This window comes from Planctomycetaceae bacterium (genome assembly GCA_039680605.1).
Lineage (GTDB): Bacteria > Planctomycetota > Phycisphaerae > SM23-33 > SM23-33 > JAJFUU01.
The window spans coordinates 187930-209920 of record JBDKTA010000004.1; the positions used below are offsets into that span (position 1 = coordinate 187930).

The 21991-nt window shown below is 65.8% G+C and carries 17 protein-coding genes; 10 read left to right on the forward strand and 7 right to left on the reverse strand.

The features are described from left to right. Positions 1-59: 59 nt before the first annotated feature. The gene (gene amrA / locus ABFD92_01055) at positions 60-626 is read right to left on the reverse strand and encodes an AmmeMemoRadiSam system protein A (GenBank protein MEN6503101.1); all 567 of its coding nucleotides are present in this window, start codon (positions 624-626) and stop codon (positions 60-62) included. A gap of 91 nt (positions 627-717) precedes the next feature. On the opposite strand from amrA, the gene ABFD92_01060 reads away from it, so the two are divergent. After that, positions 718-1212, forward strand: a complete 495-nt coding sequence (locus tag ABFD92_01060; protein ID MEN6503102.1) for a PH domain-containing protein — start codon at positions 718-720, stop codon at positions 1210-1212. Between the two features lie 135 nt (positions 1213-1347). Beyond that, positions 1348-4062, forward strand: a complete 2715-nt coding sequence (locus tag ABFD92_01065) for a cation-transporting P-type ATPase (GenBank protein MEN6503103.1) — start codon at positions 1348-1350, stop codon at positions 4060-4062. 94 nt (positions 4063-4156) lie between these two features. Here ABFD92_01065 and ABFD92_01070 read toward each other — a convergent pair whose 3' ends face one another. Continuing rightward, positions 4157-5095 (reverse strand): NAD(P)-dependent oxidoreductase, encoded by a 939-nt coding sequence (locus tag ABFD92_01070; protein MEN6503104.1) that lies wholly within the window; start codon positions 5093-5095, stop codon positions 4157-4159. Between the two features lie 241 nt (positions 5096-5336). Between ABFD92_01070 and lysA the strand changes: the two genes are divergently transcribed. Beyond that, a complete protein-coding gene (gene lysA, locus ABFD92_01075) occupies positions 5337-6617 on the forward strand; it encodes a diaminopimelate decarboxylase (GenBank protein ID MEN6503105.1) in 1281 nt (426 codons plus the stop codon). 162 nt (positions 6618-6779) lie between these two features. Here the strand turns inward: lysA and ABFD92_01080 are convergent, their stop codons facing one another. Beyond that, positions 6780-8000 carry a serpin family protein gene (locus ABFD92_01080; GenBank protein MEN6503106.1) on the reverse strand — a complete coding sequence of 407 codons (1221 nt, stop codon included), beginning with the start codon at positions 7998-8000 and terminating at the stop codon, positions 6780-6782. Between the two features lie 135 nt (positions 8001-8135). Between ABFD92_01080 and ABFD92_01085 the strand changes: the two genes are divergently transcribed. Together ABFD92_01085 and ABFD92_01090 are read left to right on the forward strand one after the other, a co-directional pair. Next, positions 8136-8534: a hypothetical protein gene (locus tag ABFD92_01085; protein MEN6503107.1), complete on the forward strand. Its 399-nt coding sequence runs from the start codon at positions 8136-8138 to the stop codon at positions 8532-8534. Between the two features lie 143 nt (positions 8535-8677). Then, on the forward strand, positions 8678-9832 hold the full coding sequence (locus tag ABFD92_01090) for a PilT/PilU family type 4a pilus ATPase (GenBank protein ID MEN6503108.1): 1155 nt from the start codon (positions 8678-8680) through the stop codon (positions 9830-9832). Between the two features lie 18 nt (positions 9833-9850). Here the strand turns inward: ABFD92_01090 and ABFD92_01095 are convergent, their stop codons facing one another. After that, positions 9851-10447 carry a DedA family protein gene (locus tag ABFD92_01095; GenBank protein ID MEN6503109.1) on the reverse strand — a complete coding sequence of 199 codons (597 nt, stop codon included), beginning with the start codon at positions 10445-10447 and terminating at the stop codon, positions 9851-9853. A gap of 491 nt (positions 10448-10938) precedes the next feature. Here ABFD92_01095 and ABFD92_01100 point away from each other — a divergent pair, with 491 nt between their 5' ends. The 5 genes from ABFD92_01100 (at position 10939) to ABFD92_01120 (ending at position 17942) form a co-directional block, all read left to right on the forward strand. Beyond that, positions 10939-12303, forward strand: a complete 1365-nt coding sequence (locus tag ABFD92_01100; protein ID MEN6503110.1) for an alginate export family protein — start codon at positions 10939-10941, stop codon at positions 12301-12303. 8 nt (positions 12304-12311) lie between these two features. Beyond that, complete coding sequence (locus tag ABFD92_01105; GenBank protein MEN6503111.1) at positions 12312-12854, forward strand: hypothetical protein; 543 nt, start codon at positions 12312-12314, stop codon at positions 12852-12854. A 72-nt stretch (positions 12855-12926) separates the two neighbouring features. Beyond that, positions 12927-13853, forward strand: coding sequence for a FecR domain-containing protein (locus ABFD92_01110; protein MEN6503112.1), 927 nt, complete (start codon positions 12927-12929; stop codon positions 13851-13853). 60 nt (positions 13854-13913) lie between these two features. Beyond that, positions 13914-16706 (forward strand): CHASE2 domain-containing protein, encoded by a 2793-nt coding sequence (locus ABFD92_01115; protein ID MEN6503113.1) that lies wholly within the window; start codon positions 13914-13916, stop codon positions 16704-16706. Between the two features lie 198 nt (positions 16707-16904). Beyond that, positions 16905-17942, forward strand: a complete 1038-nt coding sequence (locus ABFD92_01120) for a LysM peptidoglycan-binding domain-containing protein (protein MEN6503114.1) — start codon at positions 16905-16907, stop codon at positions 17940-17942. Between the two features lie 106 nt (positions 17943-18048). Here ABFD92_01120 and ABFD92_01125 read toward each other — a convergent pair whose 3' ends face one another. From ABFD92_01125 to ABFD92_01135, 3 genes are all read right to left on the reverse strand, one after another. Then, a complete protein-coding gene (locus ABFD92_01125; protein MEN6503115.1) occupies positions 18049-18438 on the reverse strand; it encodes a 3D domain-containing protein in 390 nt (129 codons plus the stop codon). A gap of 430 nt (positions 18439-18868) precedes the next feature. Continuing rightward, a complete protein-coding gene (locus ABFD92_01130; protein ID MEN6503116.1) occupies positions 18869-19828 on the reverse strand; it encodes an aldolase catalytic domain-containing protein in 960 nt (319 codons plus the stop codon). Positions 19829-20099: 271 nt separating this feature from the next. Continuing rightward, complete coding sequence (locus ABFD92_01135) at positions 20100-21968, reverse strand: hypothetical protein (protein ID MEN6503117.1); 1869 nt, start codon at positions 21966-21968, stop codon at positions 20100-20102. Positions 21969-21991 lie beyond the last annotated feature (23 nt).

A 21991-nucleotide genomic window follows, 5' to 3' on the forward strand; every position in this document is an offset into this window, starting at 1 on the left:
GAGGACGCTGAGGATGTGAGAGACAAAACAAACTTCTTCCCTCTGCGACCTCAGCGACCTCAGCGGCTAATTTGAGGTTCCTCGAACTTCTCGCTGGTGAAGAGATAGACCTGCGTGTCGCCGTCGCGCCAGGCGCCGGGGGGCAGGCCGGCCTTGTGCGAGCAGCAGTTGTCCAGGAACTCGCGGGCCGACCAACCCATCTCGGTGGCGACCTCGGGCAGGAAGCACCCGGCGTATCCGTCGCGGACGATATAGATGCCATGCACCCCCACCGTCAGCGACGCCGGGTCGTCCGTCAGCTCCAGCGGCGACAGCACCGACACCTCCACGCGCAGGGCGGGCAACTCATCCGGCGTGACCGGGTCGTGGAAGAACCGCGGATCCTGCGTCGCCGCCGCCAACGCCATCTCGCAGATCAGTCGCCCCAGCGGGGCCCGGGGCTGAAACGTCCCAATGCACCCGCGCAGATGCGGGCCGTTCTTGAGCGTGACGAAGCACCCGCGGATTTCTCCGGCGATGCCCTCGGCCGACGGCGGCTTGATGAGCCCCTGCCCTCGAACGGCGGCCTCAACCGCCCGCCGCGCCAGCGCCAGCAGTTCCTGTCGGTGGTGTTCTTGGATGGCCATGGACAAAGCATACCGCGCCCGGCGGCGGAGAGTTCGTTTTTCCATTGCAGGCCCGCCGCCCGAACCCCCTACTATTGCATAGAGGTCCCGCATGGAACGATTCGCCCTGGCCAGAATGTCTTTCGGCGTGGCTGTCGGCACGTGGTTGCTGCTGGCGATGGGGCCTGCTGCGCCGGTGGCGATCCTCATCATGGCCCCGGCGCAGTCGCGATGGCTGGCGCCGGTGGCGGCGGTGTTTCTCTGGAGCATCTTCGCCCTGGTGTACGGTCTGTGGCGACCTCGCGAGTTCGTCGTCACCGCCGAGGGGCTGCAGATCGTCTGGCCGTGGCGCGTGCGGACGCTGCTGCGAGAAGAGATCGTCGCGGTGCGCCCGCTGACCCGCGACGACCTGGGGCGCACGCTGCGGGTCTTCGGCGCGGGCGGGCTCTGGGGCGCCTTCGGACGCTTTCACAGCCGCAACCTGGGCCCGATGGAGATGTACATCTCGCGCCGCGACGGCATGATCCTGATCGAGCGCCTTACCGGACCGGGCCTGGTCATCACGCCCGAGCGAACGACAGAGTTTGTGGGCATGATGAAGGTTTAGTTGCGCCTCCGGTTTCCGCCGTTTGGCGGTTTTACTGCTATCCGAAGAACTGCCAAGCCGCAAGCGGGCTAAATATGCGGTCAGCGGCTAGAATATCGTGGTAAAGGTTGATTCCTTACTGCCACAGGAGGCCTGATGCGAGACCCGAGTGAAGTTCACTGGCACGCGATTACGACGCCCGACGCGCTGAGGGAGCTGGAGACGGCCGTCGAGGCAGGCCTGTCGGCGGAAGAAGTCGTCCAGCGGCGGCAGCGCTTTGGGCCCAATGAGATGACGGCGCGGGCCGGCACGCCGGCGTGGTTGAAGTTCCTGGAGCAGTTTAACCAGGCGCTGGTTTACATTCTGGTTGCGGCGGCGGCGGTGTCGGTGCTGCTGGGCGAGTATGTCGACGCGTCGGTGATCTTCGGCGTGGTGCTGGTCAATGCGGTGGTGGGGTTCCTTCAGGAGTCCAAGGCGGAGAAGGCCATCGCGGCGCTGTCGCGGATGGTGCGCACGGAGGCGACCGTTCGCCGCGCGGGGCAGAAGATGCGGGTCCCCTCGGCCGAGCTGGTACCCGGCGACCTGGTGCTGCTGCAATCGGGCGATCGCATCCCCGCCGATCTGCGGCTGGTGCTGGTGCGAAATCTTCAGGTCGAGGAGGCGGCTTTGACGGGGGAATCGGTCCCCAGTTCCAAGGACGCCGGCGCCCTGGCGCAGGACACGGGGCTTGCCGACCGCAGGAACATGGCCTTCACCGGAACGCTGGTGACCTACGGTCAGGCGGAAGGGCTGGTTTGCGCCGTCGGCGATCATACCGAAACGGGGCGCATCGCCGACATGATCTCATCGGCGGCGAATCTGTCGACGCCCCTGACCCGGAAGATCGCCCATTTCAGCCGCTGGTTGCTGGTGGCGGTACTGGCGTTGGCGGCCCTGACATTCGTTGTGGGTGTGCTTCGGGGCAATGGCGCAGCCGAGATGTTCATGGCGGCAGTGGCCTTGGCGGTCGGGGCGATTCCGGAGGGGCTGCCGGCGGCGGTCACCATCACGCTGGCCATCGGAGTGTCGCGGATGGCGCGACGCCATGCGATCATCCGCAAGATGCCGGCCGTCGAAACACTCGGCAGCACCACGGTCATCTGTTCCGACAAGACCGGCACGCTGACGGAGAATCAGATGACGGTCGCCCGCGTCTATGCCGGCGGCGAGTTCCACGAAGTCACCGGCAGCGGGTACGGCTCGGCCGGACAGATCCTGCGCGACGGACAGCGCGTCGAGCCGTCGGCGGATGCGGCGCTGGCGGAATGCCTGCTGTGCGGGCTCTTGTGCAACGATTCGCAACTGGTCACAAAGGACGGACGCCTTGAGGTCGAGGGCGACCCGACTGAGGCGGCGCTGATCGTGGCGGCCCAGAAGGGCGGCTATGACGCCTCGGAAACCGCCCGCCAGCGCCCGCGCGTGGACGTGATTCCCTTCGAGTCCGAGCGGATGTACATGGCCACCCTGCACTGCTGGGACGGACGATGCGTTTTGTACCAAAAGGGATCGGCCGAGCACGTGCTCGGAGCCTGCCAGGACGCCCTGAACGCCGCCGGAGAGAGGGTTCCTCTGGACGCCGCCGCCGTGGGCGAGGCCGTGGATCGCATGGCCGCCGACGGTCTGCGCGTGCTGGCGTTCGCCCGCCGGGAACTGGAAAGCTCGCGCGACCGCCTTGAGTCTCAAGACGCCGAAGGTGGGCTGACCTTCCTGGGTTTGCAGGGGATGATCGACCCGCCTCGGGCAGAAGCAATCCGCGCCGTGGCAAGCTGCCAACGCGCCGGAATCGCCGTCAAAATGATCACCGGCGACCATGCCGGGACGGCCGCGGCGGTGGCCGCACAACTGGGGCTGCGCGGCGGGGCGGATTCCCACCAGCCCATGCGGGTCATCACCGGGCTGGAGCTCGAGCGGGTATCCGATGAGTCGCTGGCAGCGGTGGCGGACGAGACGGCCGTCTTCGCCCGCGTCGCCCCCGAGCAGAAGCTGCGCCTGGTGCGAGCGCTGCAAGACCGCGGGCACGTCGTGGCCATGACCGGCGACGGCGTCAATGACGCCCCGGCTCTCAAGCAGGCCAATATCGGCGTGGCCATGGGCATCACCGGCACTGACGTGGCCAAGGGCACCGCCGACATGATCCTCACCGACGACAACTTTGCATCCATCGAGGCCGCCGTCGAAGAGGGGCGCAACATCTTCGACAACCTCACCAAGTTCATCACTTGGACCATCCCCACCAACGCCGGCGAGGCGCTGATGATCCTGTTGGCAGTCCTGGCCGGTCGAAGCCTGCCGCTGCTGCCGGTGCAGTTGCTCTGGGTGAACATGACCACGGCGCTGCTGCTGGGGCTGATGCTGGTTTTCGAGCCCAAAGAAGCGGGCATGATGGACCGCCCCCCGCGCCCGCCGGCGGCGCCGATCCTGACCCCCGCCCTGCTGTGGCAGACGGCGCTGGTCTCGGCCATGATGGTCGCCGGCGGGTTCCTCCTGTTTATCTGGGAACGAACCGGCGGCACGGAGCTGGACGAAGCACGGACGATCGTCGTTAACGTGATCGTGTTCGTCGAAGCGTTCTATCTGCTCAACTGCCGTTCGCTGACGCGCACGCTGGTTTCCATCGGGCCGCTGACCAACCGGTGGATCCTGTTAGGCCTGGCCGCGACAGTCATGACGCAATTGGCCTTTACGTATCTGCCGTTCATGAACCGTCTCTTCCATACCTCGGCTATCCCCGCCGCGGCCTGGGTGAAGATCCTTGGCGTGGGGCTGAGCGTCTTTCTGGTCGTGGAACTGCTCAAGAAAGTCCGCCAACTGGCACGCCGCCGCTCACGATGAGATCACAAAACGGATCACCATGCTGAACGTTTAGTCTCTCTAATTACCGAACGACTGCTACGCCGCAAGCGGCGGATAGGGCGATCCGTGGTTCCTATTCTTCAACCGCCGGGTACTGGGGCTTGCGACCTTGAAGGACCGCTGCGATGTCGAACACGACGTCGCACATGTTTTCCATCGCCTGGGGCACGCGGGCGGCGATGTGCGGGGTGAGGATCGCTGTGTCGATGCCAAACAGCGGGTAGTCCGCCGGCGGCGGCTCGGGGTCGTGGCAGTCGATCGCCGCGGCGGACAGCTTGCCGCTGCGCAGCGCGGCGGCCACGTCTGGCACGACCATGCACCCGCCGCGGGCGGCGTTGATGAACTGGGCGCCGTCCTTGAACTGCGCCAGGGCGGCGGCGTTGATCAACCCGCGCGTGGTGGCGTTGAGCGGCGTGTGGATGGTGACGATATCGCTGGCGGCGTAGAGCGCGGGCTTATCGAGGGCCCGGGCGGGGTAGTCCAGGGCGATGTCGATAACGTCATTGTAGAGGACGGTCATGCCCAGCCCCGCCGCAGCGCGGCCGACGCGGCTGCCGATGCGCCCCGCGCCGACGATCCCCAGCGTCAGCGACGAGAGGAACCGCCCGAACGACTGGTTGCGGATGCGGTGGAACTCCTCGGGTGCGACCGGCCCGCCCAGCGGCCAGAACCGCCGGTTCATTTGCAGGATCATCGAGAGGGTGTAGTCGACGACCGCCCAGGTGTTTGCCGCCGGCGTGTGCACCACCTCGACGCCGCGGCTGCGGCAGGCGGGCACGTCGATGTTGTCGATCGCCACGCCCGCACGGCCGACGGCTTTGAGCCTGGGGGCCTTGTCCAGCAGCGCCGCGTTGACGATGGTGTACGTCCGCACCACCAGCGCGTCGGCCTGGGCGATATGCTCGCCAACCTGCTCGGGTTTGCACTGCACGACCTGTCCATGCTGCCGCAGATAATCCATCGCCCGCTTGCTCAGCGGTTCGGTCACCAGGATGATCGGTTGTGTGCTCATGGGGAAAGCGTACCAAACGAGGATGGCGCCGTCGAGCGAACGTTAGCGGGACAGCGGAAGCCCGCAGTTATTCGTGTCGCGGACGTCTCGCCCGCGCGTGTCGCGGGCGTCTCGCCCGCGATCCCCGGAGAGCGAAGATGCCCTCGCCACGCGCGGGCGAGACGCCCGCGACACGATCTCTCCAACTGGAAACGCCAGAGCATTTCTGATTCAATACGCACAACCTCGGGAGTAATGCGTTATGGATCGGTTCGAGTACAGAAATGGGTCGCTGTTTTGCGAAGACGTGAAGGTGGCCGACATCGCGGCGGCGGCGGGCACGCCGGTTTACATCTACTCCGCCGCGACGCTCCGCGCGCACTACCAGGCGATGGCCGATGCGTTCGCGCCGCTGAAACCCACGATCTGCTATTCCATCAAGTCGCTGTCGAACCTGCACGTGCTGCGGCTGCTGGCGGGCCTGGGCAGCAGCTTTGACGTCGTCAGCGGCGGCGAGATCGCCCGCGCGATCGCCGCTGGGGCGGACTGCTCAAAGATCGTCTTTGCCGGCGTGGGCAAGACCGACAAAGAAATCGCCGAGGCCATCGCGGCCGGGATCGGCATTTTCAATGTCGAATCGGAACCGGAGTTCGAGAACATCTCGCCCCTGGCCGCGGCGGCTGGCAAGACTGTTCGCGCGGCCCTGCGGCTCAACCCCGACGTGTACGACGCGCAGACGCACGCTTACACCGCCACGGGAAAGAAGGACAGCAAGTTCGGCGTCGACATCCATCGCGCGATCAAGTTCTTCGAGACCTACGGCCGCGACAAGCACGTGCGGCTCGACGCGATCCACATTCACATCGGCTCGCCGATCTACTCGGCACAGCCGTACGTCGAGGCCATCGGCCGCACGCTGACGCTCATCGGGCAGTTGCGCAGCAAGGGCTTCACCGTCCGCACGCTGGACATTGGCGGCGGGTTCGCAGCCGACTACGAGCAAGGCGCCTCGCCGGCGGCAGAGCGGTACGCCAAGGCGATCGTGCCGCTGTTGAAGGATGCGGGGCTCGACGTGGTGCTTGAGCCCGGCAGGCAGATCGTCGCCAACGCGGGCATCCTGCTGACGCAGGTGCAGTACGTCAAGGACGGCCACGAGCGCAAGTTCGTCATCGTCGACGCGGCGATGACCGACCTGATCCGCCCGGCGCTGTACGGCAGCGAGCATTTTGTTTACCCCGCGCAGCTTGCGGCGGGCGAAGAGCCCCCGCAGCGGCGGCTAAGCTTCAAGCCCGCCGGGGCGGTCGAGGCCGACATCGTCGGCGGCGTGTGCGAGTCGAGCGACTTTCTGGCCAAGGCCCGCCCCCTGCCTCCGATGCAGCGCGGCGACCTGCTGAGCGTCTTCACGGCAGGGGCGTACGGGTTCGTGATGTCCAGCCAGTACAACTCCCGCCCCCGCGTGTGCGAAGTGCTGGTCGAAGGCGACACGTGGCGCATCATCCGCCGCCGCGAAACCTACGAAGACCTGATGGCGGCGGAGCGCTGACCCTGGGGATATGCAGGACCGACTTGCAGCGCCTTGCGGCTGCATTGCTTGCAGTTTGGCGTCCGTCTCTGGTTTCAGGGACTACCGGATCAAAAGGACGCCAAACTGCAAGCAATGCAGCCGGAATGATCTTCAATTCCAAATAACGTGCGCAGACCTTCTTCACTTCGGATCCACCACCTGCCCCAGGAATAGCATCGCTCCGGTGGCGTTGTGGCGGATGACGAACAGGAACGGGTGGTCCGCCCGGAACGTCGGGGGCTCGTCGATCTGTACCGACGTCACGCCGACCATGATCCCAGTCGCGGCGGCGGCTTCGGTGCCTTCCTCGTTCACGTCCACAAAGGCCTTGTGCAGCGCGGCGCTGATGAACAGGTCGCGCTTGCCGTCCATGCCGGAGAAGTCGGCGGCCGCAGGGTCGAAGGCGTCTTTCATGCCCATCTCTTTGAGCGCCGCTGACAGGGCGAACTCGTCGGTCATCTTGAATCGCGGGACGTACGTCAGCACTTCCCGGCTGCGCACCCGGGTGATCCAGGCCTCCAGCTTTGCGGGCGTCATGTCCTTGACCAGGGCGGGCAAGCCGTCGTCCTTCTTGGGCAGCACGATCACCATCGACAGCTCGTTGCCCTTGTACGGCATCGAGAGCACCTGCACATCGTCATCGGCCGCGTAGCCGAAGCGGGCCTTCTGGAACATCATGGGCACCTTGACGGTCTTGCCGCCGGTGCGGAAGTCGGCGTCCTGCGTGGCATTCTTGTTAAACTGGTGCAACCACGTGCCTTTGAAGTAGATCGCATTGGCCAGGACCAGCCGCGTGTCGGCGGTGAGCATGCCGGGCTTGATCAGGTCCTTGATCTTGTCGTGCGTCTCCTTCTCGACCCAGGCGTTGATCTGCTTGGCCGCGTCGTCGGGGGCGGTTTGATAATTCACCTCGCGCAGCGGGGCCTGGAACTGCTCTTTGGTCAACTTCAGGAAGTCCGCCTTCCAGTCGTACCCCTTCTGCCCCCACAACGAATTGGCGCTGTGCAGTTCGTAATGCGCGTTCTTGCCGGGCTTGAGCCCCTCGAGCAGGCTATTGAACGCCGCCGCCGTGACGGCCGGGTCGTCGCTGGGCCAGTCCATTGCGTCGCGCATCTGCGAGGCGGTCTGCCCCCGCGCGCCGGTCAGCGCCATCGCCAAAGCCGTGTGAATGCTGCTGGGGGAGAAGAACAGGTTCTTCTGCTGCCCCGCGGCCAGCCGCTGGTACAGGTTCACCGCAAAGGTGTTGCTGCTGCGGGCAACTGTCTGAGCGGTGCTGGGGATAGGCGCGACATCCCTCGCACAAACGGCGAAGGGTACCAAGACTAACAGCAGACCGACGAGCGTTGCGATAAGCAATTTCATGACGGGTTCCTTTCCCAAAGGGGATGCGGGTCTACAGGCAATTATCGCCCCCACACAGCCCGCTTTCCACTATTCCAGCGCAAGGGTAGAATAATGTTGGACATTAATCTGCTCGGGCGGCGAAAGGAAATTATCATGATCGACATCGTAAGCGACTTGTTGAACGTCTTTGCCGGCATGCCCTACACCGATTCACACGTCCGTCCGCAGATGGAGACCACCCAGGCGATTCGCGACCGCCAGCCCGCCGCCAGCCGCACTGACATGGAACACCTCGAAGACCGCCTCGACCGCCTGACGCTGATCAACATGGCGATGTGGTCGCTGCTGTCGGAGAAGACCAATCTGACGCCGGCCGACCTCGCCCAGCGCGTGCGCGAGATCGACCTGGCCGACGGCAAGGCCGACGGCAAACTCACCCGCACGATCAAGACCTGCCACAAGTGCGGCCGCGTGATGTCCCCCCGCCACAGCAAGTGCCTCTACTGCGGCAGCGCGAATCTGTCCTGCGACCCCTTCAGCGCGGCGATGTGACCTATGGAGTGCGGCAGCCCTAGCTGCCGCTTTCGGAGTTGTTTGGTGTCAGCAGTACGCCACTTGCTCGAAAACTACCAAAGCGGCAGCTATGGCTGCCGCACTCCATGGTTTCTGGCCCGCCGCAAAGGTATGATCTTGCCATGGACCCCAAACCCCAATCGCGCCGCAGCATGGACTCCAAGGTCTACCGCGTCTCGGACGGCCGCGTGCTGAGCATGAGCGACCTGCTCAAGTATTTCTCGCACGCCGGGACGCTGCGGGTCTCGGACCTGCACCTCAAGGTCGGCTGCCCGCCCACCTACCGCCTCGACGGGCTGCTTCAGCCGATGAAAGGCCCGCCACTGGACGAGGCGACGACGGCGGCCCTGCTGGAAACGCTGCTGTGCCCGGCGGAACTGGAACAGTTGAAGACGCGCCGCTCGCTCGACGGGTCGGTCTTCGCCGAGGGGCTGCAGTTCCGCCTGAACTGCTTTTTCGACATGGACGGCCCGGCCATCGCCGTCCGCGCGCTCGATGCCAAGGCTCCGCGCGTCGAGGGGGTGGGCTTTCCCAACGACGTCTGGCGCGACATCGTCGCCCGCCAGCACGGGCTGGTGCTGGTGACGGGCATCACCGGGGCGGGCAAGAGCACCACCATCGCGGCGCTGATCGCCCACATCGCCCGCACGCGCCCCTGCCGCATCATCACGCTGGAAGACCCCATCGAGTACCGCCTGACCAGCGAACGGGCGATGATCTCGCAGCGCGAGGTCGGGCGCGACGTTCCGGACTTCGCCCGCGGCCTGCGCGACTGCCTGCGCGAAGACCCCGACGTGATCTTCGTCGGCGAGATGCGCGACCTCGAGTCGGCCACCTGGACCCTCACTGCCGCCGAGACCGGGCACCTGGTCTTCTCGACGCTGCACACCCGCGACGCGCGCGGGGCCGTCACGCGGCTGCTGGACATGTTCCCGCCATCCCGCCAGGACGAAGTGGCCAGCCAGCTCTCGCTGGGCCTGGCGTACGTGATCGCCCAGAAACTCATCCCGCGCGCCGACGGGGCCGGCCGCGTCGCGGCGATGGAGATCATGAACAACACCCCCGCCGTGGCCAACATCATCCGCACGCAAAAGGTCGAGCAGCTCTACACGCAGCTCCAGACCCGCTGCAAAGACATCCCCTCCGAACGCATGGTCACCATGGAACGATCGCTGGCGCTGCTGGTAGCCGCCGAAACCGTCACCGAAGACGAAGCCCGCCGCTGGGCCCACGATATCGCCACATTTGAAGACGAACTGGCGCGAACGCAGGCGTGAGCCCCGATAAGCGGCGGATCATTTCCGGCGCGCGCCCAACCATCGCCACAGAGCCCAGAAGCCTCCAAGAAGAACCACCCCGCCCAGCCCGATCAGCGCGACCCGCCAGAACTGCCCCAGCAGCACCAGTGCCTCCTGCCCGAGGTAGTAGCCCAGCAGGATGAACGCCGTCACCCATGCCGCGCCGCCAGGATAAGCGAAGGCCATGAACGAGCCGGTCTTGACGTCCAAGGCGCCGGCGACGATGGCCGTAGCGTGCCGCACGCCGGGAATGAAGTAGCCCAAGGTCAGCGTCCAGCGCCCGGCGTGGGCGAACCAGCGGTGCGAGGTCTGGACGCGACGGTGCAGTGACGGCATGTGGCGCTCGACCCACGGCAGAACTTTATGCCCCAGCGTCCGGCCTAGAACATAGCTGACGGAGATGCCGCACCAACTGCCCAGCGAAGCCGATATGATCGCCCAGACCGGGTTGAGCACCCCCTGAGCCGACAGCAGACCGGCGTACACCAGCAGCGTCTCGTCGGGCACCGGCAGACCGAATACTCCCGCCGCCAGCAGTCCTGCAAGCGCCGGATATCCGTGACCGTTGAGCCAGTTCAGAACCGTCGGGTACATCGCCGGCGCTCCTGTGTCGGTGGATGATCGCCGCGCGGCAATTATATCGCCCTGATCGGCGGACCGGCGTCGGGCATCGGTCAGCAGGCGATGACTTGGGAATGTCGACTATCTGGGTCCGTGTTTACCTCAACGGGAAGGACGGGCGGGCGAATTCTGCTGTGAAAAGTACAACAAAGTGCAAGGAAAGTTCAATTGCGGTATAGCCCGTACCGCTTCGAGACCGGCGCTGGGCATGCGTCGACCAGGCCCGCCATCGGCAGCGCCTCAGGTGACCGGGACCGGTGCTGCGCCGTTGGTGAGTCATGCCAGAAAAAGGCGTGCTTCGTTTTTCGGCGGGCATAAGACATTTCAGCGTTGACAGGCTTTGCGTCGATACCTAATCTACGGCGGTTTGCTTGGGGCGCGGTTCCCGGGCAGATCCCTTCGGATCGTACATGCATAGACGCCGGCGACACTATTTCTGTGCGGGGGCCGCTCTGGCAGCAGTGATGCTGTGGACATCCTTCGCCGTCGCGCAGGAGGCGGGCGGTCCGCTGTCGATTTACGAGCAGCAGCTTCGCGTGGCGCTCGATGAGCAGTTGCCCGCGGCCCGCGAAGTTGGCTTCGACGCCGGCGGGTGGTTCAACTTCGCGTTCTTCAATTACGACGACGCCCTGGGCAAGGAGCGCACGCTGCGCGATTTCCAGCTTCGCGGCTGGGCGCGGTACAACGACCGGGGCGTCCACACGGCGTTCTTCCGCGGTCTGCTGGAATACCAGGACTGGAACAGCGGCACCAACCCCGTCTACGAGCGCGGCGATCAGGACGAAGCCAGCATCGAACGCCTGTGGTACCAGTTCGACTGGGGCAGGCACATCCAGGCCCAGACCGGCCAGATGCCCTCGACGAGCGTGCGGGCCCTGATCGGGCGCGACTTCACGACCATCGGGTCGGCCCTGGTGATGTCGATCCCCATCGACAAGGTGCAGGTCGAGGTCGAGAGTCCGAAGTGGAAGTTCGCCACGTTCCTGGGCCGCAGCATCGAAGACTCGCCCAACATCGACCTGTCGGACCGCGTCGCCCGCCACCAGAACCGCGACTTCTTCGGCGCCGAGCTGACGTACAAAGGCTTCGACCGCCACCGCCCGTACGTGTTCTTCATGGCCAACCACGACCGGACGGACCCGCGCGGCGACGACCCCAACCAGAAGTACGACTACAGCTCGCAGTATTACGGCGTCGGCAGCAGCGGCGCCCTGCTGCGCGACCTGCGATACCAGGCCGAGCTCGTCGGCGAGACAGGCGACACGTACGGCTTCGGCGCCACCTCCGGGCGCGACGACATCCAGGCGTACGCGGCGGACCTCCAGTTGGAATACCTCTTCCGCTGCCGCACGAGTCCGCGCCTGATGGCCGAGTGGCTCTACGCCAGCGGCGACGGCGACCGCTCGAGCAACTCCTCGGCCACCATCGGCGGCAATCGCCCCGGAACCACCGATCACGCGTTCAACGGTTTCGGTTTCCGCGACACGGGCCTGGCCTTCGCCCCGCGGATCTCGAACCTGAACATGGTGTCCGTGGGGGCGGCCTTCAAGCCCTTTGAGGACGTGCGGCTGTTCAGGGAGATGGAAGTCGGGACCAAGCTCTTCCTGTTCAACAAGGCCACTTCGGGCGGGCCCATCAGCGATTCGACCGCCAGCAATAACGCCTCCCACCTGGGCACCGAGTGGGACGTGTACTGCAACTGGCGCATCACCAGCGACCTGTCCTGGACGGTGCGTTACGGCGTCTTCACGCCCGGCGCGGCGTATTCGGGCACGGCCGGCGACGGCATCCGGCATTTTGTATACACTGGCTTTCTCCTGAGCTTCTGAGGACGAGCATGCGTTTTTCGGCGGGCAACATCCTGGCGGCGGCGGTGATGGCGGCGATCTGTGCCGGATGCCAGACGCCGGCGCCGAAGATCGCCGGGCCGGCGAATCTGCCGGCCGACGAAGATTCCGCCGCCTTTCTGGACCGCATGAGTTCGCAGGCGGCCGTCAGCGAAAACGACGCCATGCGCGGAATCCTGCTGGTTCTGGAGGGCGCGGACAAGCACGCCACCTTTACCCAGCGGGCCGACGCGCTGAAGGCGCGGGGCGTGGTCAGCCGCCAGTGGGACCTCGAAGCGACGCGCCCGCTCACGCGAGGGCGCCTGGCGTTCATGGTCTGCCAGGCCTGCGACATCCGCGGCGGCGTGATCATGCACCTGAGCGGACCGACCACCCGCTATTGCCTGCGCGAACTGCAGTATCGCTCCATGATGGGCGAGGGCGTGGAGTACAACCCGGTAACCGGAATGGAATTCGTCGCCGTGCTCAACCGCGCCGAGATCTACCGCCGCACCGGCAAGTTCCCCAACGCCGTCAACAAGCCCCAGAATTAACGCCCACATGTAGCCGGACGCCTGTAAAGAGCTTATTATTCACATGTCGGAATCCTTGCCGGAGATGCGGATATGAAAACTCGTCTTGTCGTATGCGTTGCAGTATCGGCCGTGCTGGCCTGGTCGCTGCCGGCGCTGGCTCAACAAGCTCCGGCCGCCCCCGCTCCGGCTCCCGCTCCCGCGGCGGCGGCCCCTGCGGCTGCGGCAGCGCCGGCGCCTCTTCCGCCGCTGCAGGTGACGGTGCTGAGCGTGACCGGATCGGCCCAGAAGCTCGAGGCGGCCAAGGCCGACGCCGCCTGGCAGGCGCTCAAGAAAGACGACGTGCTGGGCGAGCAGACGCTGATCCGCACGGGCCTGGGCGCGCAGGTGGTGCTCAAGCTGGCCGACCGCGGAACGGCCACGATTTCCAGCGGCACCAAGATCGGCATCGGCGAGTTTCGCAAGATGAACACGGGCATCAAGGCGCGGCTGGGGCTCAAGTACGGTTCGATCAACACCAAGGTGGACCCCACCAAGGGGCGCAACGATCTGAAAGTTGCCACGCCGGTGGCCACCATGACCATCACGGGCACCGATACCGACACGGCCAACAACGCCGACACCGGGTACGCTCATCAGAACAACACCGGCACCAGCAACACGACGACGAACACGGGCTTCAGCCAGAACACCTCCAACGGCGAGGGCACCAACGGTCAGGGCGGCACGTCGATCGACCAGAACCTGCAGAACACCAGTGTGAACCTCGGCGACACCGGCGGCGGACAGACCGGCGGCGAGCAATGGTCGCAAGACACCAACGGCGGCGGCCAGGGCATCTTCAGCAACGGTTCCACCAGCGGCGGCTCCTCGCCGCTGGGTAATTCGCAGAACCCCGGCACGACAGACTCTTCGCATCCTCCGCCACCGCCTCCGCCTCCCCCACCGCCGCCACCGCCGTCAGACTATCAGCCGCCTTCGGACACCGGGTCGCCGGGAATGGATACAGGCGGGTTCTGACAGGTGTCGATCCGGCGCAATGTTCTTGAGCCGCGGGCGGGCGCCGCGTAAAGTGCCTCTATGGCGAGGCGGCAACGCAGAGCATCCAGTCTGACCATTTCGGCCCTGCTGGGCCTGGCCGGGACGTTGGCAATAGCGGCGCTGTGCCTGGCGCGCCTGGATAACCGGGCGGAATTCTACGCCCTCGACCTTCGCCTCAAGCATGCCTCGTTCGCCCGCCCGACGGGCAAGGTGCTCCACGTCGACATCGAGGACAACTCCCTGCGGGCCTACGGGCGCTGGCCGTGGCCTCGGGAATACCTCGCCGGCGTCATCGACGTCCTGCACGACTGCGGCGCCAAGACCATCGCCCTGGACATCGCCTTCACCGAACCGCTGGCGGTTCGCTACGCCTCGGCGGTGCAGGAAGTCTACGGGGCCGACCGCTCGGGCATCATCGGCGACGACAAGCCCCGCGTGATCTTCGACGACGCCATCCTCGCGGCCGCCATCCGCCGCGCAGGCAACGTCGCCCTGCCGATCTTCCTCAAGAACGAGCCCCCCGACCGCCGCCAGCAGTGGGTGCGCCTGCAGTCGGACGACCGGAACCTGAAGACCCTGCTGGACAAATTGCCCGCCGATGCGCCGGCGACGGCGCGAGAAGACACCGAAAAGGCCTATCTGCAATGGCGAGGCACGCTGGCCGCGGCGCCGTTTGCCGTCGCCCCCGCTCCGCATAAGGATGGGCCTCCAACGCGAACTCTCGTCCCGCCGCTGGTGCTCTTTGGCTCCGGCGCCAGGCTGATGGGTCTGACCAATACCTCCTTCGACAGCGACAAGATCGTCCGCGGAGCGGTGCTGATCGACAGCGACCACCTGGGCGTGTACCCGCAGTTCGCCCTGGCCCTGGCGGCGCATGAACTCAGCGGCGGCAACAGGTACGACATCGAGCAGCAGAACAACTCGCTGCGGATCGTCTCCGACGGGCAGGTGCTGCGAGAAGTGCCGCTCTGGCAAGGCACGTTGCGGATCAACTGGGCCCGCGGCCGCCGCGCCAGCAAGCACATCGCCATCGGCAACGTCCTCAACGTCTGGGCGAACAAGACCCAGCTCGAGCGCCTGCCCGAAGTGGCGCTGGCCCTGCGGCTGCACATTCTGTCGATGGTGCGAACCTGGCCCAGCGCCGAACTTGAGAACCAGTACTGGAAGCTGGCCGTCGAGGACCAGCAGCAGCTCCTCCAGGCCCAGGGGCAGTGCGTGCAGGCCCAGCAGGCCCTTCAGCGGCGAGTGCTGTACGATCCGGCAAGCGTCCAGAAGACCGACGAACAAGCCCTCGCCGCGTTGCAGCGCGGCGCCGCCGATCTCCTCGCCCGCCAGCATGCCACCGCCGGGCAGGTCATCGACGCCTTGCGTAAAGACGGGCGCTGGGCCGCGTGGCTGACTGCAGCCGATGCGCCGGTTCCGTCACAGCAGCTCGGGCAAAATATCGCGGCGGTCAAGTCGGTGCTGGCACAGCTCGACGCCCTGGCCACGCAGGAACCGCAGTTGCGCCAGTCGCTGACCGAGCTGACCGCCGAGCTGGGCAAAGAGGTGCGGGGCAAGATCTGCCTGGTGGGGTACAACTCGACGGGGCAGGCGGCGGACTTCGTCGCCACGCCCATCGGCCCGCAGACGCCGGGGGTGGTGGTGCATGGCAACATCCTTGAGACGATCCTGTCGGGGCAGTTCATCCGCGTCAGCCCGCTGTGGCTCAACGTCGCCGCCGCCATTGTCGCCGGGGCCATGGTCACGCTGATCACCGCCACGCGCGGGCCGGTGCATGCGGCCCTGATGGTGCTGGCCTTTGGCCTGGTCTATGCGGTGCTCAACGCGTATGTCGTGTTCGGGCTGTGGCACGTGCAGTTGGCGGCCGCAGGGCCTCTGGCGGCGATGCTGGCGGCGTTTGTGCCGGTGACGGTTTATCGCCAGCTCACCGAGGAGCGGGCGCGGCGGCAGATTCGCGGGATGTTCGCCCACGCGTTGTCGGGGGCGCTGGTGGACCAGTTGATTGAAGACCCGGCGATGCTCCGCCCGGGCCAGCGCGACGTCACGTGCATGTTCACCGATCTGGCCGGGTTCACGGCGATGTCCCAGACGCTGGGCCCGGCCGACACGGTGCGGGTGCTGAACCGGTACTTCGACCACGCCTGCCGCATCGTCCAGGACCGCTGCGGCGGATACGTCAACAAGTTCCTCGGCGACGGGCTGCTGGTGCTCTTCGGCGCGCCGGTGGTGCAGGAGTCGCACGCGGCGCTGGCGCTGTCTGCGGCGGCGGAATATCACGACGCCATCGCCGCCCTGAACGCCGAGTTGACGGGCGAGCTCGGCCGACCGGTCGCGCTGGCGGCCCGGGTGGGCGTGGCCGGCGGAAGAGCGATGGTCGGCGATTGCGGCTCAACCGATCGCATGGACTACACCGCCATCGGCGAGTGCGTGAACCTGGCCAGCCGCCTCGAGGCCGCCAACAAGGCCTTCGGAACCCGCGCTCTGGCAGACGCTCCCACGTGGTCCGCCGGCGGCAGCGACAAATTGCTTGCCCGCCCCATCGGGCTGCTGGCGGTGCAAGGCGTGAGCGAGCCGACCGCCGCGTGGGAAATCATGGGCTACGCCGACGCCTGCAGCCCCGCACAGCGCGAGGGCGCCGGAACGTTTGCGGCAGCGCTGGAGACCTTCAACGCCCGCCGCTTCGCCCAGGCCCGCGAGCTGTTCGAGAAGGCGCAGACCCTTTTGGCCGGTGACAAGCCCTCGGCCATCTACATCGAGTGGTGCCAGCGTTACGCCTCAGCCCCGCCGCCGCCGGCGTGGACCGGTCACGTGATCGAAGTCTCGAAGTAATGTGGAGTGCGGCAGCCAGAGCCGCCGCTTTGGAAGTTGTTCCGTCTGCGAGAGGTCATTTGACAGATCTAAAAACTCTTAAAGCGGCAGCTGCTGCTGCCGCACTCCATATTTGGTCAAGCCCGGCGACCCCTGCCGACGATGAGATTAATAGACCGGCTTGTGCGCAGTTCAAGCGGCCGGCCGGGATGAATCGTCGTGCGCGCCGCATACACAGGCATTCTGGTGGCTCTGACCGTCGCAGCGCTGGCCGCGGGCGGGTGCAGCAAAATTCCGCCCACGCACTCGGCCACACGCAGCGCGACCGGTTCGTCCTCGCCTCTGCCAGTCACGACCGGGGCAGCCACCCCCAAAGACGCCATTCTGAACTTCGTCCGCGCGTATCGCTCGGGCGATCTGGAACTGTTCCGCTCCAGCGTGTACGCCGCCGACTCGCAGACCGCCGAGGCGTCGTTCGCTTTCGGCTCGTCGTTTCAGCGCTGGTACGACGCCATGGAGATAGCCTACGGAAGCGCCGCGCTGCAGCGCGAACTCAAGCGCCGCGGGTGGGGGCGGCGGATCAACTTCACGCTCCTGCCCGACAGCACCCGCCTCGCCCGGGAGGCCCGCATCACCCAGGCGGTCGATTCGGCCCAGGCCACTCTCGAAGACGACCCCAATACCCTCGCCCGAGACTGGCTGGGGCTGCTGGTGGTGAAAGTCAACGGGTGCTGGCTGGTGGCGCCGAACTTCGGCGAGGAGGTCGTCCTGGACGACCCGCGCCTCGAGCGGCAGTTCCCCGCCCTGCGAGCCACCGGGCGGGCCAAGATGCTCGCCAAGGCTGAACTGGCGGCGGCTGTCTTCGACCGGATCAAACCCGCCATCGGCCGGCGCGGACACAGCGTCTCTTACATCCTGGACCTGTACGACGCCCAGGCCAGCGGGGCTGCACAACGCACCATGCGCGCCGCGGGCGGCAGCGCCCTCAGCACCCCGCCCGCGCCGGCGCCCGGCAGAACCACCCCCGCCCGCACCGCCGCGGCGCCACCCGCCCGCGAGGCCGCCGCGGGGTCTGATCCCGCCGCCGCCTTTCGAACCTACACTATCCTGCCCGGCGACACCCTGACCAAAATCGCCCGCAAGGTCTACGGACCCAGCCACGACCGCCGCCACGTCGACATCTACAACGCCAACCGCGAAAAACTTTCCAACCCCAACCAGCTCCGCGTCGGCACCGTGCTCAAAATTCCGCAGTAAGAAGCAGATCCCAAGGGAAAAACAACAGGTGGCACAGGCTTTCCAGCCTGTGCTCCACAGCCTGGAAAGGCTGTGCCACCAATACCCAGGATCGAGGACCTGGGATCTAGGATCTGTTGTAAATCTTCACATCCAGCCAGCGCACCCCCCACCGCTTGGCCGTGCGATGATCGGCAAAGTACACGTCGACGCAGTCGGTCGTGACCGCCCTGCCGCGATCGAGCACCGGCACCGGCCGATCCATCGCATAACCGGGAACAGACAGCCGCGTGCCGAAGGGAATCGCCGGGTCAGCCGCGAGGAAATACCCGTCGGTTTTCCAGATATGCGTGCCGTTAGCGGTGACGCCACGGGCCCGCGGTCCGCAACAGTCGCAGCACGGGCAGTACGCCGTCACCCGCATTCGGCGGATGACATACTCCGGGCGCAAGACGGGACGAGACGGCGTGGCCGGGCCGGCGCTCTTTTTTGCCGGCGCCGTCAGCGACAGTGTCACCGGCGGCAAGGCAACCGCCGGGACCGTCCGAATCCAAATGCTTTGTCGAGTCAGATGGAAAACGCCGCCGGGCGTGGATGGGGTTGTTGCCTTGGGGGCGGGCGACGGAGCGTCCTCGGCGCGGGCGAGGTTGATGAAGGCAAGAACCCCCGCCACCCCCAGCGCCATCGGCAAAGCGATGGCGGCCGCAAAATGGACCGCGCCGCTCTTCAGGGCCCCCCCTCCCCCTCCGGCCGCTGCGGTATTCTAGCGCGTCCTCAAGAAAAACAGACTACCACAGAGGCACAGAGGGCTCAGAGGAAGCAGAACAGAAGGCTTCTGTGCCGTGTCTTTGTCTTCTACCTCAGTGGTCTCTGTGCCTCTGTGGTAAGTCTTGCTGTTGGTATCCAATGGGAAATTGAAAATTTCAAATTGGAAATTGAAAATGCTTCTACTGTTCCGGATCCTCAAGGACCTTGTTGTAGAAGGCCACGAAGTCGTCGCGGTTGGGGTTGTTGCCTTCGACCCATTCCATCGACACCCGCGGGTGCTGGTTGAGCGAGCCGGCCAGCATGTACGGAATGCAGTAGCCCCAGTCGATCTCTTTCTTGAGAGGCAGGATCGTCTTGCCGATCACGTCGATGATCGGAACGATGCTGAACTTGGGGTTCTTCAGGAATCCGATCAGCAGTTCCAGCGGGCAGTTGCCTGCCGCCCGCCCCAGGCCGTAGAGCGTCCCGTCCACGTAGTTGGCGTGGTGGATGATGGCCTCGATGGTGTTGGCGAAGGCCAGTTGCTGGTTGTTGTGGCAGTGGATGCCCACTTCCTTCGTCTTGATGAACATCTTGAACTTCTCGACGAAGTACTGGATCTCCTCGCTGTACAGCGCGCCGTAGCTGTCGACGATGTAGACGGCGTTGACCTTCGTCTCTTCCTCGATCTGCTGCAGCGCCTCGTCGAGGAAGGGCCCGCCTTCCTTCGATATCGACATGATGTTGATGGCGGCCTCATAGCCCTTGTCGGTGGCGTTGTTGGCCAGCATGATCGCCTTGTCGATGTCCTTGACGTAAGTGGCGATGCGGATCATTTTGACGACGGACTGGTCAGCCGGCGTGACGTCGTGAGGATCGGCCTTGTGGGCGTCCTGCATGACGGCCAGCTTGGTCGTACCGGTGTCGATGCCGTCGGTGACGCGGCGGAGTTGCTCCTCGTCGCAGAAGCGCCACGGGCCGAACTGCTTGGGATCGAACATTTCCTTGCTGTTGCGGTATCCCAGCTCGACGTAGTCCACGCCCGAGGCGCAGATGGCCTTGTAGACCTCGCGCACGGTCTCGAAGGTAAAGTGCGAATCGTTGATCAATCCGCCGTCACGAATCGTGCAGTCGACTACTTTAATCTCAGGCCGAAACATTAGCAGGCACTCCCGGCGCCATAGGCGCAGTTCACCGCCAGGCAGAGTTCCGCATTATAGCTTCTATCGGCCTTTTTCGGCTGATAATTTCTGCTTGCTTGATGGGTTGTTCGTTGACCAAAGAGAACACGAATGACACGAACAAAGCACATGGGGGAGGCGATATGGAGTGCGGCAGCAGCAGCTGCCGCTTTGGCTGTTTTTCAGTAACCCAACGTGCTATACCTGCCAACAACAACCAAAGCGGCAGCTAGGGCTGCCGCACTCCATATTAATCCTTCTTCTCGGGGTAGCTCTTTTCGAGCGCCCTGATCGCCGCGTTGACTTGCTCGGCGGCGCCGTCCTGGGCGGCATGAAGCTTGAGGAACTGGCGGTAGTACTCCCTGGCGCGCTGGGCCATGGCGGGCTTGGCCGGCGGGGTGGCGCGTTTGAGCAGCGGCCCGGCGTACCACTGCCCCAGGGTCAGGCAGGACGCCTCGGAGACTTCGCTGACGCTCTTGACCGATAGCGCGAGATTGACCGACAGCGACGTTTCGACAGACGCGTGCGAGACCGCCGCGGCGGCCGGAGGATCGTTGGCCTCGGTCAGCAGCAGATAGATCAGTTGGGTTCGCGAGGCGGCGTCGGCGGGATCGGCTTTGAGCTTGTCCTGGAGGGTCTTGACGGCTTCGGCGGCCAGCTCGCGCGGCGAGGACGCGGCGCGGCACTTGGCGATGGCTTCCTTCAGCCGCGCCTCCTGGGGCGACTGGAGATACTGGCACACCAGCAGCGCCCGGCGGTAGGTCTCGAGGGCTCTGGGGATCTGCTCGCGCTGGAAGTACGCGTCGGCCAGTTCCGTCAGCGGAGCAAGGTACGCTTCTGCCGCGGGGCGGCGGGCGGTTCCGCTGGCGGTGCGGAACGCCTGGTCGAGCAGGTTGGTCCGCTGGGCGAGAAACTCCGCCCGCCGATCGGGCAAGCTCTGCTCCAGAGCCGCCAGCGCCTCGATCGCCTTGCCCTGTCCGGCGGGCTCCTTCGCGCACAACGGCCAGGCCTTTTCGTAAAGCAGCGCCTGGTAGGTGGGCGCCTGAGATGCCCCAGCCGCTTCGGCGAACATCTTCTCGCCGATCGCCAGGTCGTCAGCCGTCTCGGGCGTCGCGACGGCGCGGTCGACGTCGGCTGCAAACTGCCGGGCGTACTGCTGCCCCGGGTTGACAGCGCGGGGGTCCTTGGGCTGCTCGGGCGGGGGTTGCCTAGCCTTGGCGGCGGCGCGGGCGGCCTCTTCGCGGGCGGCTTTCTGTGCCGCGTCGAGGCGCTTCTGGAACTCCTGGCGCCTGGCGATCGTCGTCGTCAGCAGGGCCTGCGCTTGTGGTTGCGTGCCCTTGATGCTCTCGAGGCGGGCGATGATCTGGCTGGACAGGTCCAGGGCGTTCTGCCAGGCCCCCACCTGCGCACGCTGCTGCATGCGCTCGAGCAGGGTGTTGATCTCGGTCATCTCGTCGGCGGGCGGCTGCAGAGCGGCAGACGACCCCTGGGCGGACTGATAATCCTCCAGGGCCTGCTTGAGGGCCTGCTGGAGCTTGTAGTCTTTGATCGTGCGTCCGCCGATGAGGGTGTGGAGCTCGTCATACTTTGCCCGCGCCTGGTCATAGCGCTGGTTGGCGACGGCCTGGTGTACTTCGTTTGCCATTGTCAGCACGGTCTGGCGGTTGTCGGCTTCCCATGGATCGCGGATCACCATGATATAGAGCAGGACGCCGACGATTACGGTGACGATGAAGCACACGCCGAAGGCGATCAGCGGCGTTCGGTCTTTCCGCGCCGCCGCCACTTTGCCGCCCCGTAGAGGCTGGCCGGTCTTTCCGCGGGCGGGCTCCGACGGCGCGGAGGGCGCCGCTGCCGGCGCGACCGAAGCCATCAGTTCATCCAGCGCCCCCGCCGCCGAGGGCTCCGGCGCTGCCGGGGCGGTTCGCACGGGCGGTGGGGCCGGCGCGGCGACCGGCGGGGGCGGAGCCGCCGCAGGACCGGCGACCACCTCGGCCACCGGCAGAGGCACTTCGCACACCGTGCCGCAGGATGGACACTTGACGCGCCGACCGCCGAGCTCTTCTCCCACGCGGAGCGTCTGGCGGCAAGCCGAGTTTGTGCAGGTAAAGTGAATCATCTCGCCTCTTATAGATCAACGCA

Coding starts and splice junctions, on each gene's coding strand:
- amrA (MEN6503101.1), bottom strand. CDS start 626: ATGGCCATCCAAGAACACCACCGACAGGAACTGCTGGCGCTGGCGCGG.
- ABFD92_01060 (MEN6503102.1), top strand. CDS start 718: ATGGAACGATTCGCCCTGGCCAGAATGTCTTTCGGCGTGGCTGTCGGC.
- ABFD92_01130 (MEN6503116.1), bottom strand. CDS start 19,828: ATGTTTCGGCCTGAGATTAAAGTAGTCGACTGCACGATTCGTGACGGC.
- ABFD92_01100 (MEN6503110.1), top strand. CDS start 10,939: ATGCTGTGGACATCCTTCGCCGTCGCGCAGGAGGCGGGCGGTCCGCTG.
- ABFD92_01085 (MEN6503107.1), top strand. CDS start 8,136: ATGATCGACATCGTAAGCGACTTGTTGAACGTCTTTGCCGGCATGCCC.
- ABFD92_01070 (MEN6503104.1), bottom strand. CDS start 5,095: ATGAGCACACAACCGATCATCCTGGTGACCGAACCGCTGAGCAAGCGG.
- ABFD92_01090 (MEN6503108.1), top strand. CDS start 8,678: ATGGACCCCAAACCCCAATCGCGCCGCAGCATGGACTCCAAGGTCTAC.
- ABFD92_01105 (MEN6503111.1), top strand. CDS start 12,312: ATGCGTTTTTCGGCGGGCAACATCCTGGCGGCGGCGGTGATGGCGGCG.
- ABFD92_01065 (MEN6503103.1), top strand. CDS start 1,348: ATGCGAGACCCGAGTGAAGTTCACTGGCACGCGATTACGACGCCCGAC.
- ABFD92_01115 (MEN6503113.1), top strand. CDS start 13,914: ATGGCGAGGCGGCAACGCAGAGCATCCAGTCTGACCATTTCGGCCCTG.
- ABFD92_01080 (MEN6503106.1), bottom strand. CDS start 8,000: ATGAAATTGCTTATCGCAACGCTCGTCGGTCTGCTGTTAGTCTTGGTA.
- lysA (MEN6503105.1), top strand. CDS start 5,337: ATGGATCGGTTCGAGTACAGAAATGGGTCGCTGTTTTGCGAAGACGTG.
- ABFD92_01095 (MEN6503109.1), bottom strand. CDS start 10,447: ATGTACCCGACGGTTCTGAACTGGCTCAACGGTCACGGATATCCGGCG.
- ABFD92_01135 (MEN6503117.1), bottom strand. CDS start 21,968: ATGATTCACTTTACCTGCACAAACTCGGCTTGCCGCCAGACGCTCCGC.
- ABFD92_01110 (MEN6503112.1), top strand. CDS start 12,927: ATGAAAACTCGTCTTGTCGTATGCGTTGCAGTATCGGCCGTGCTGGCC.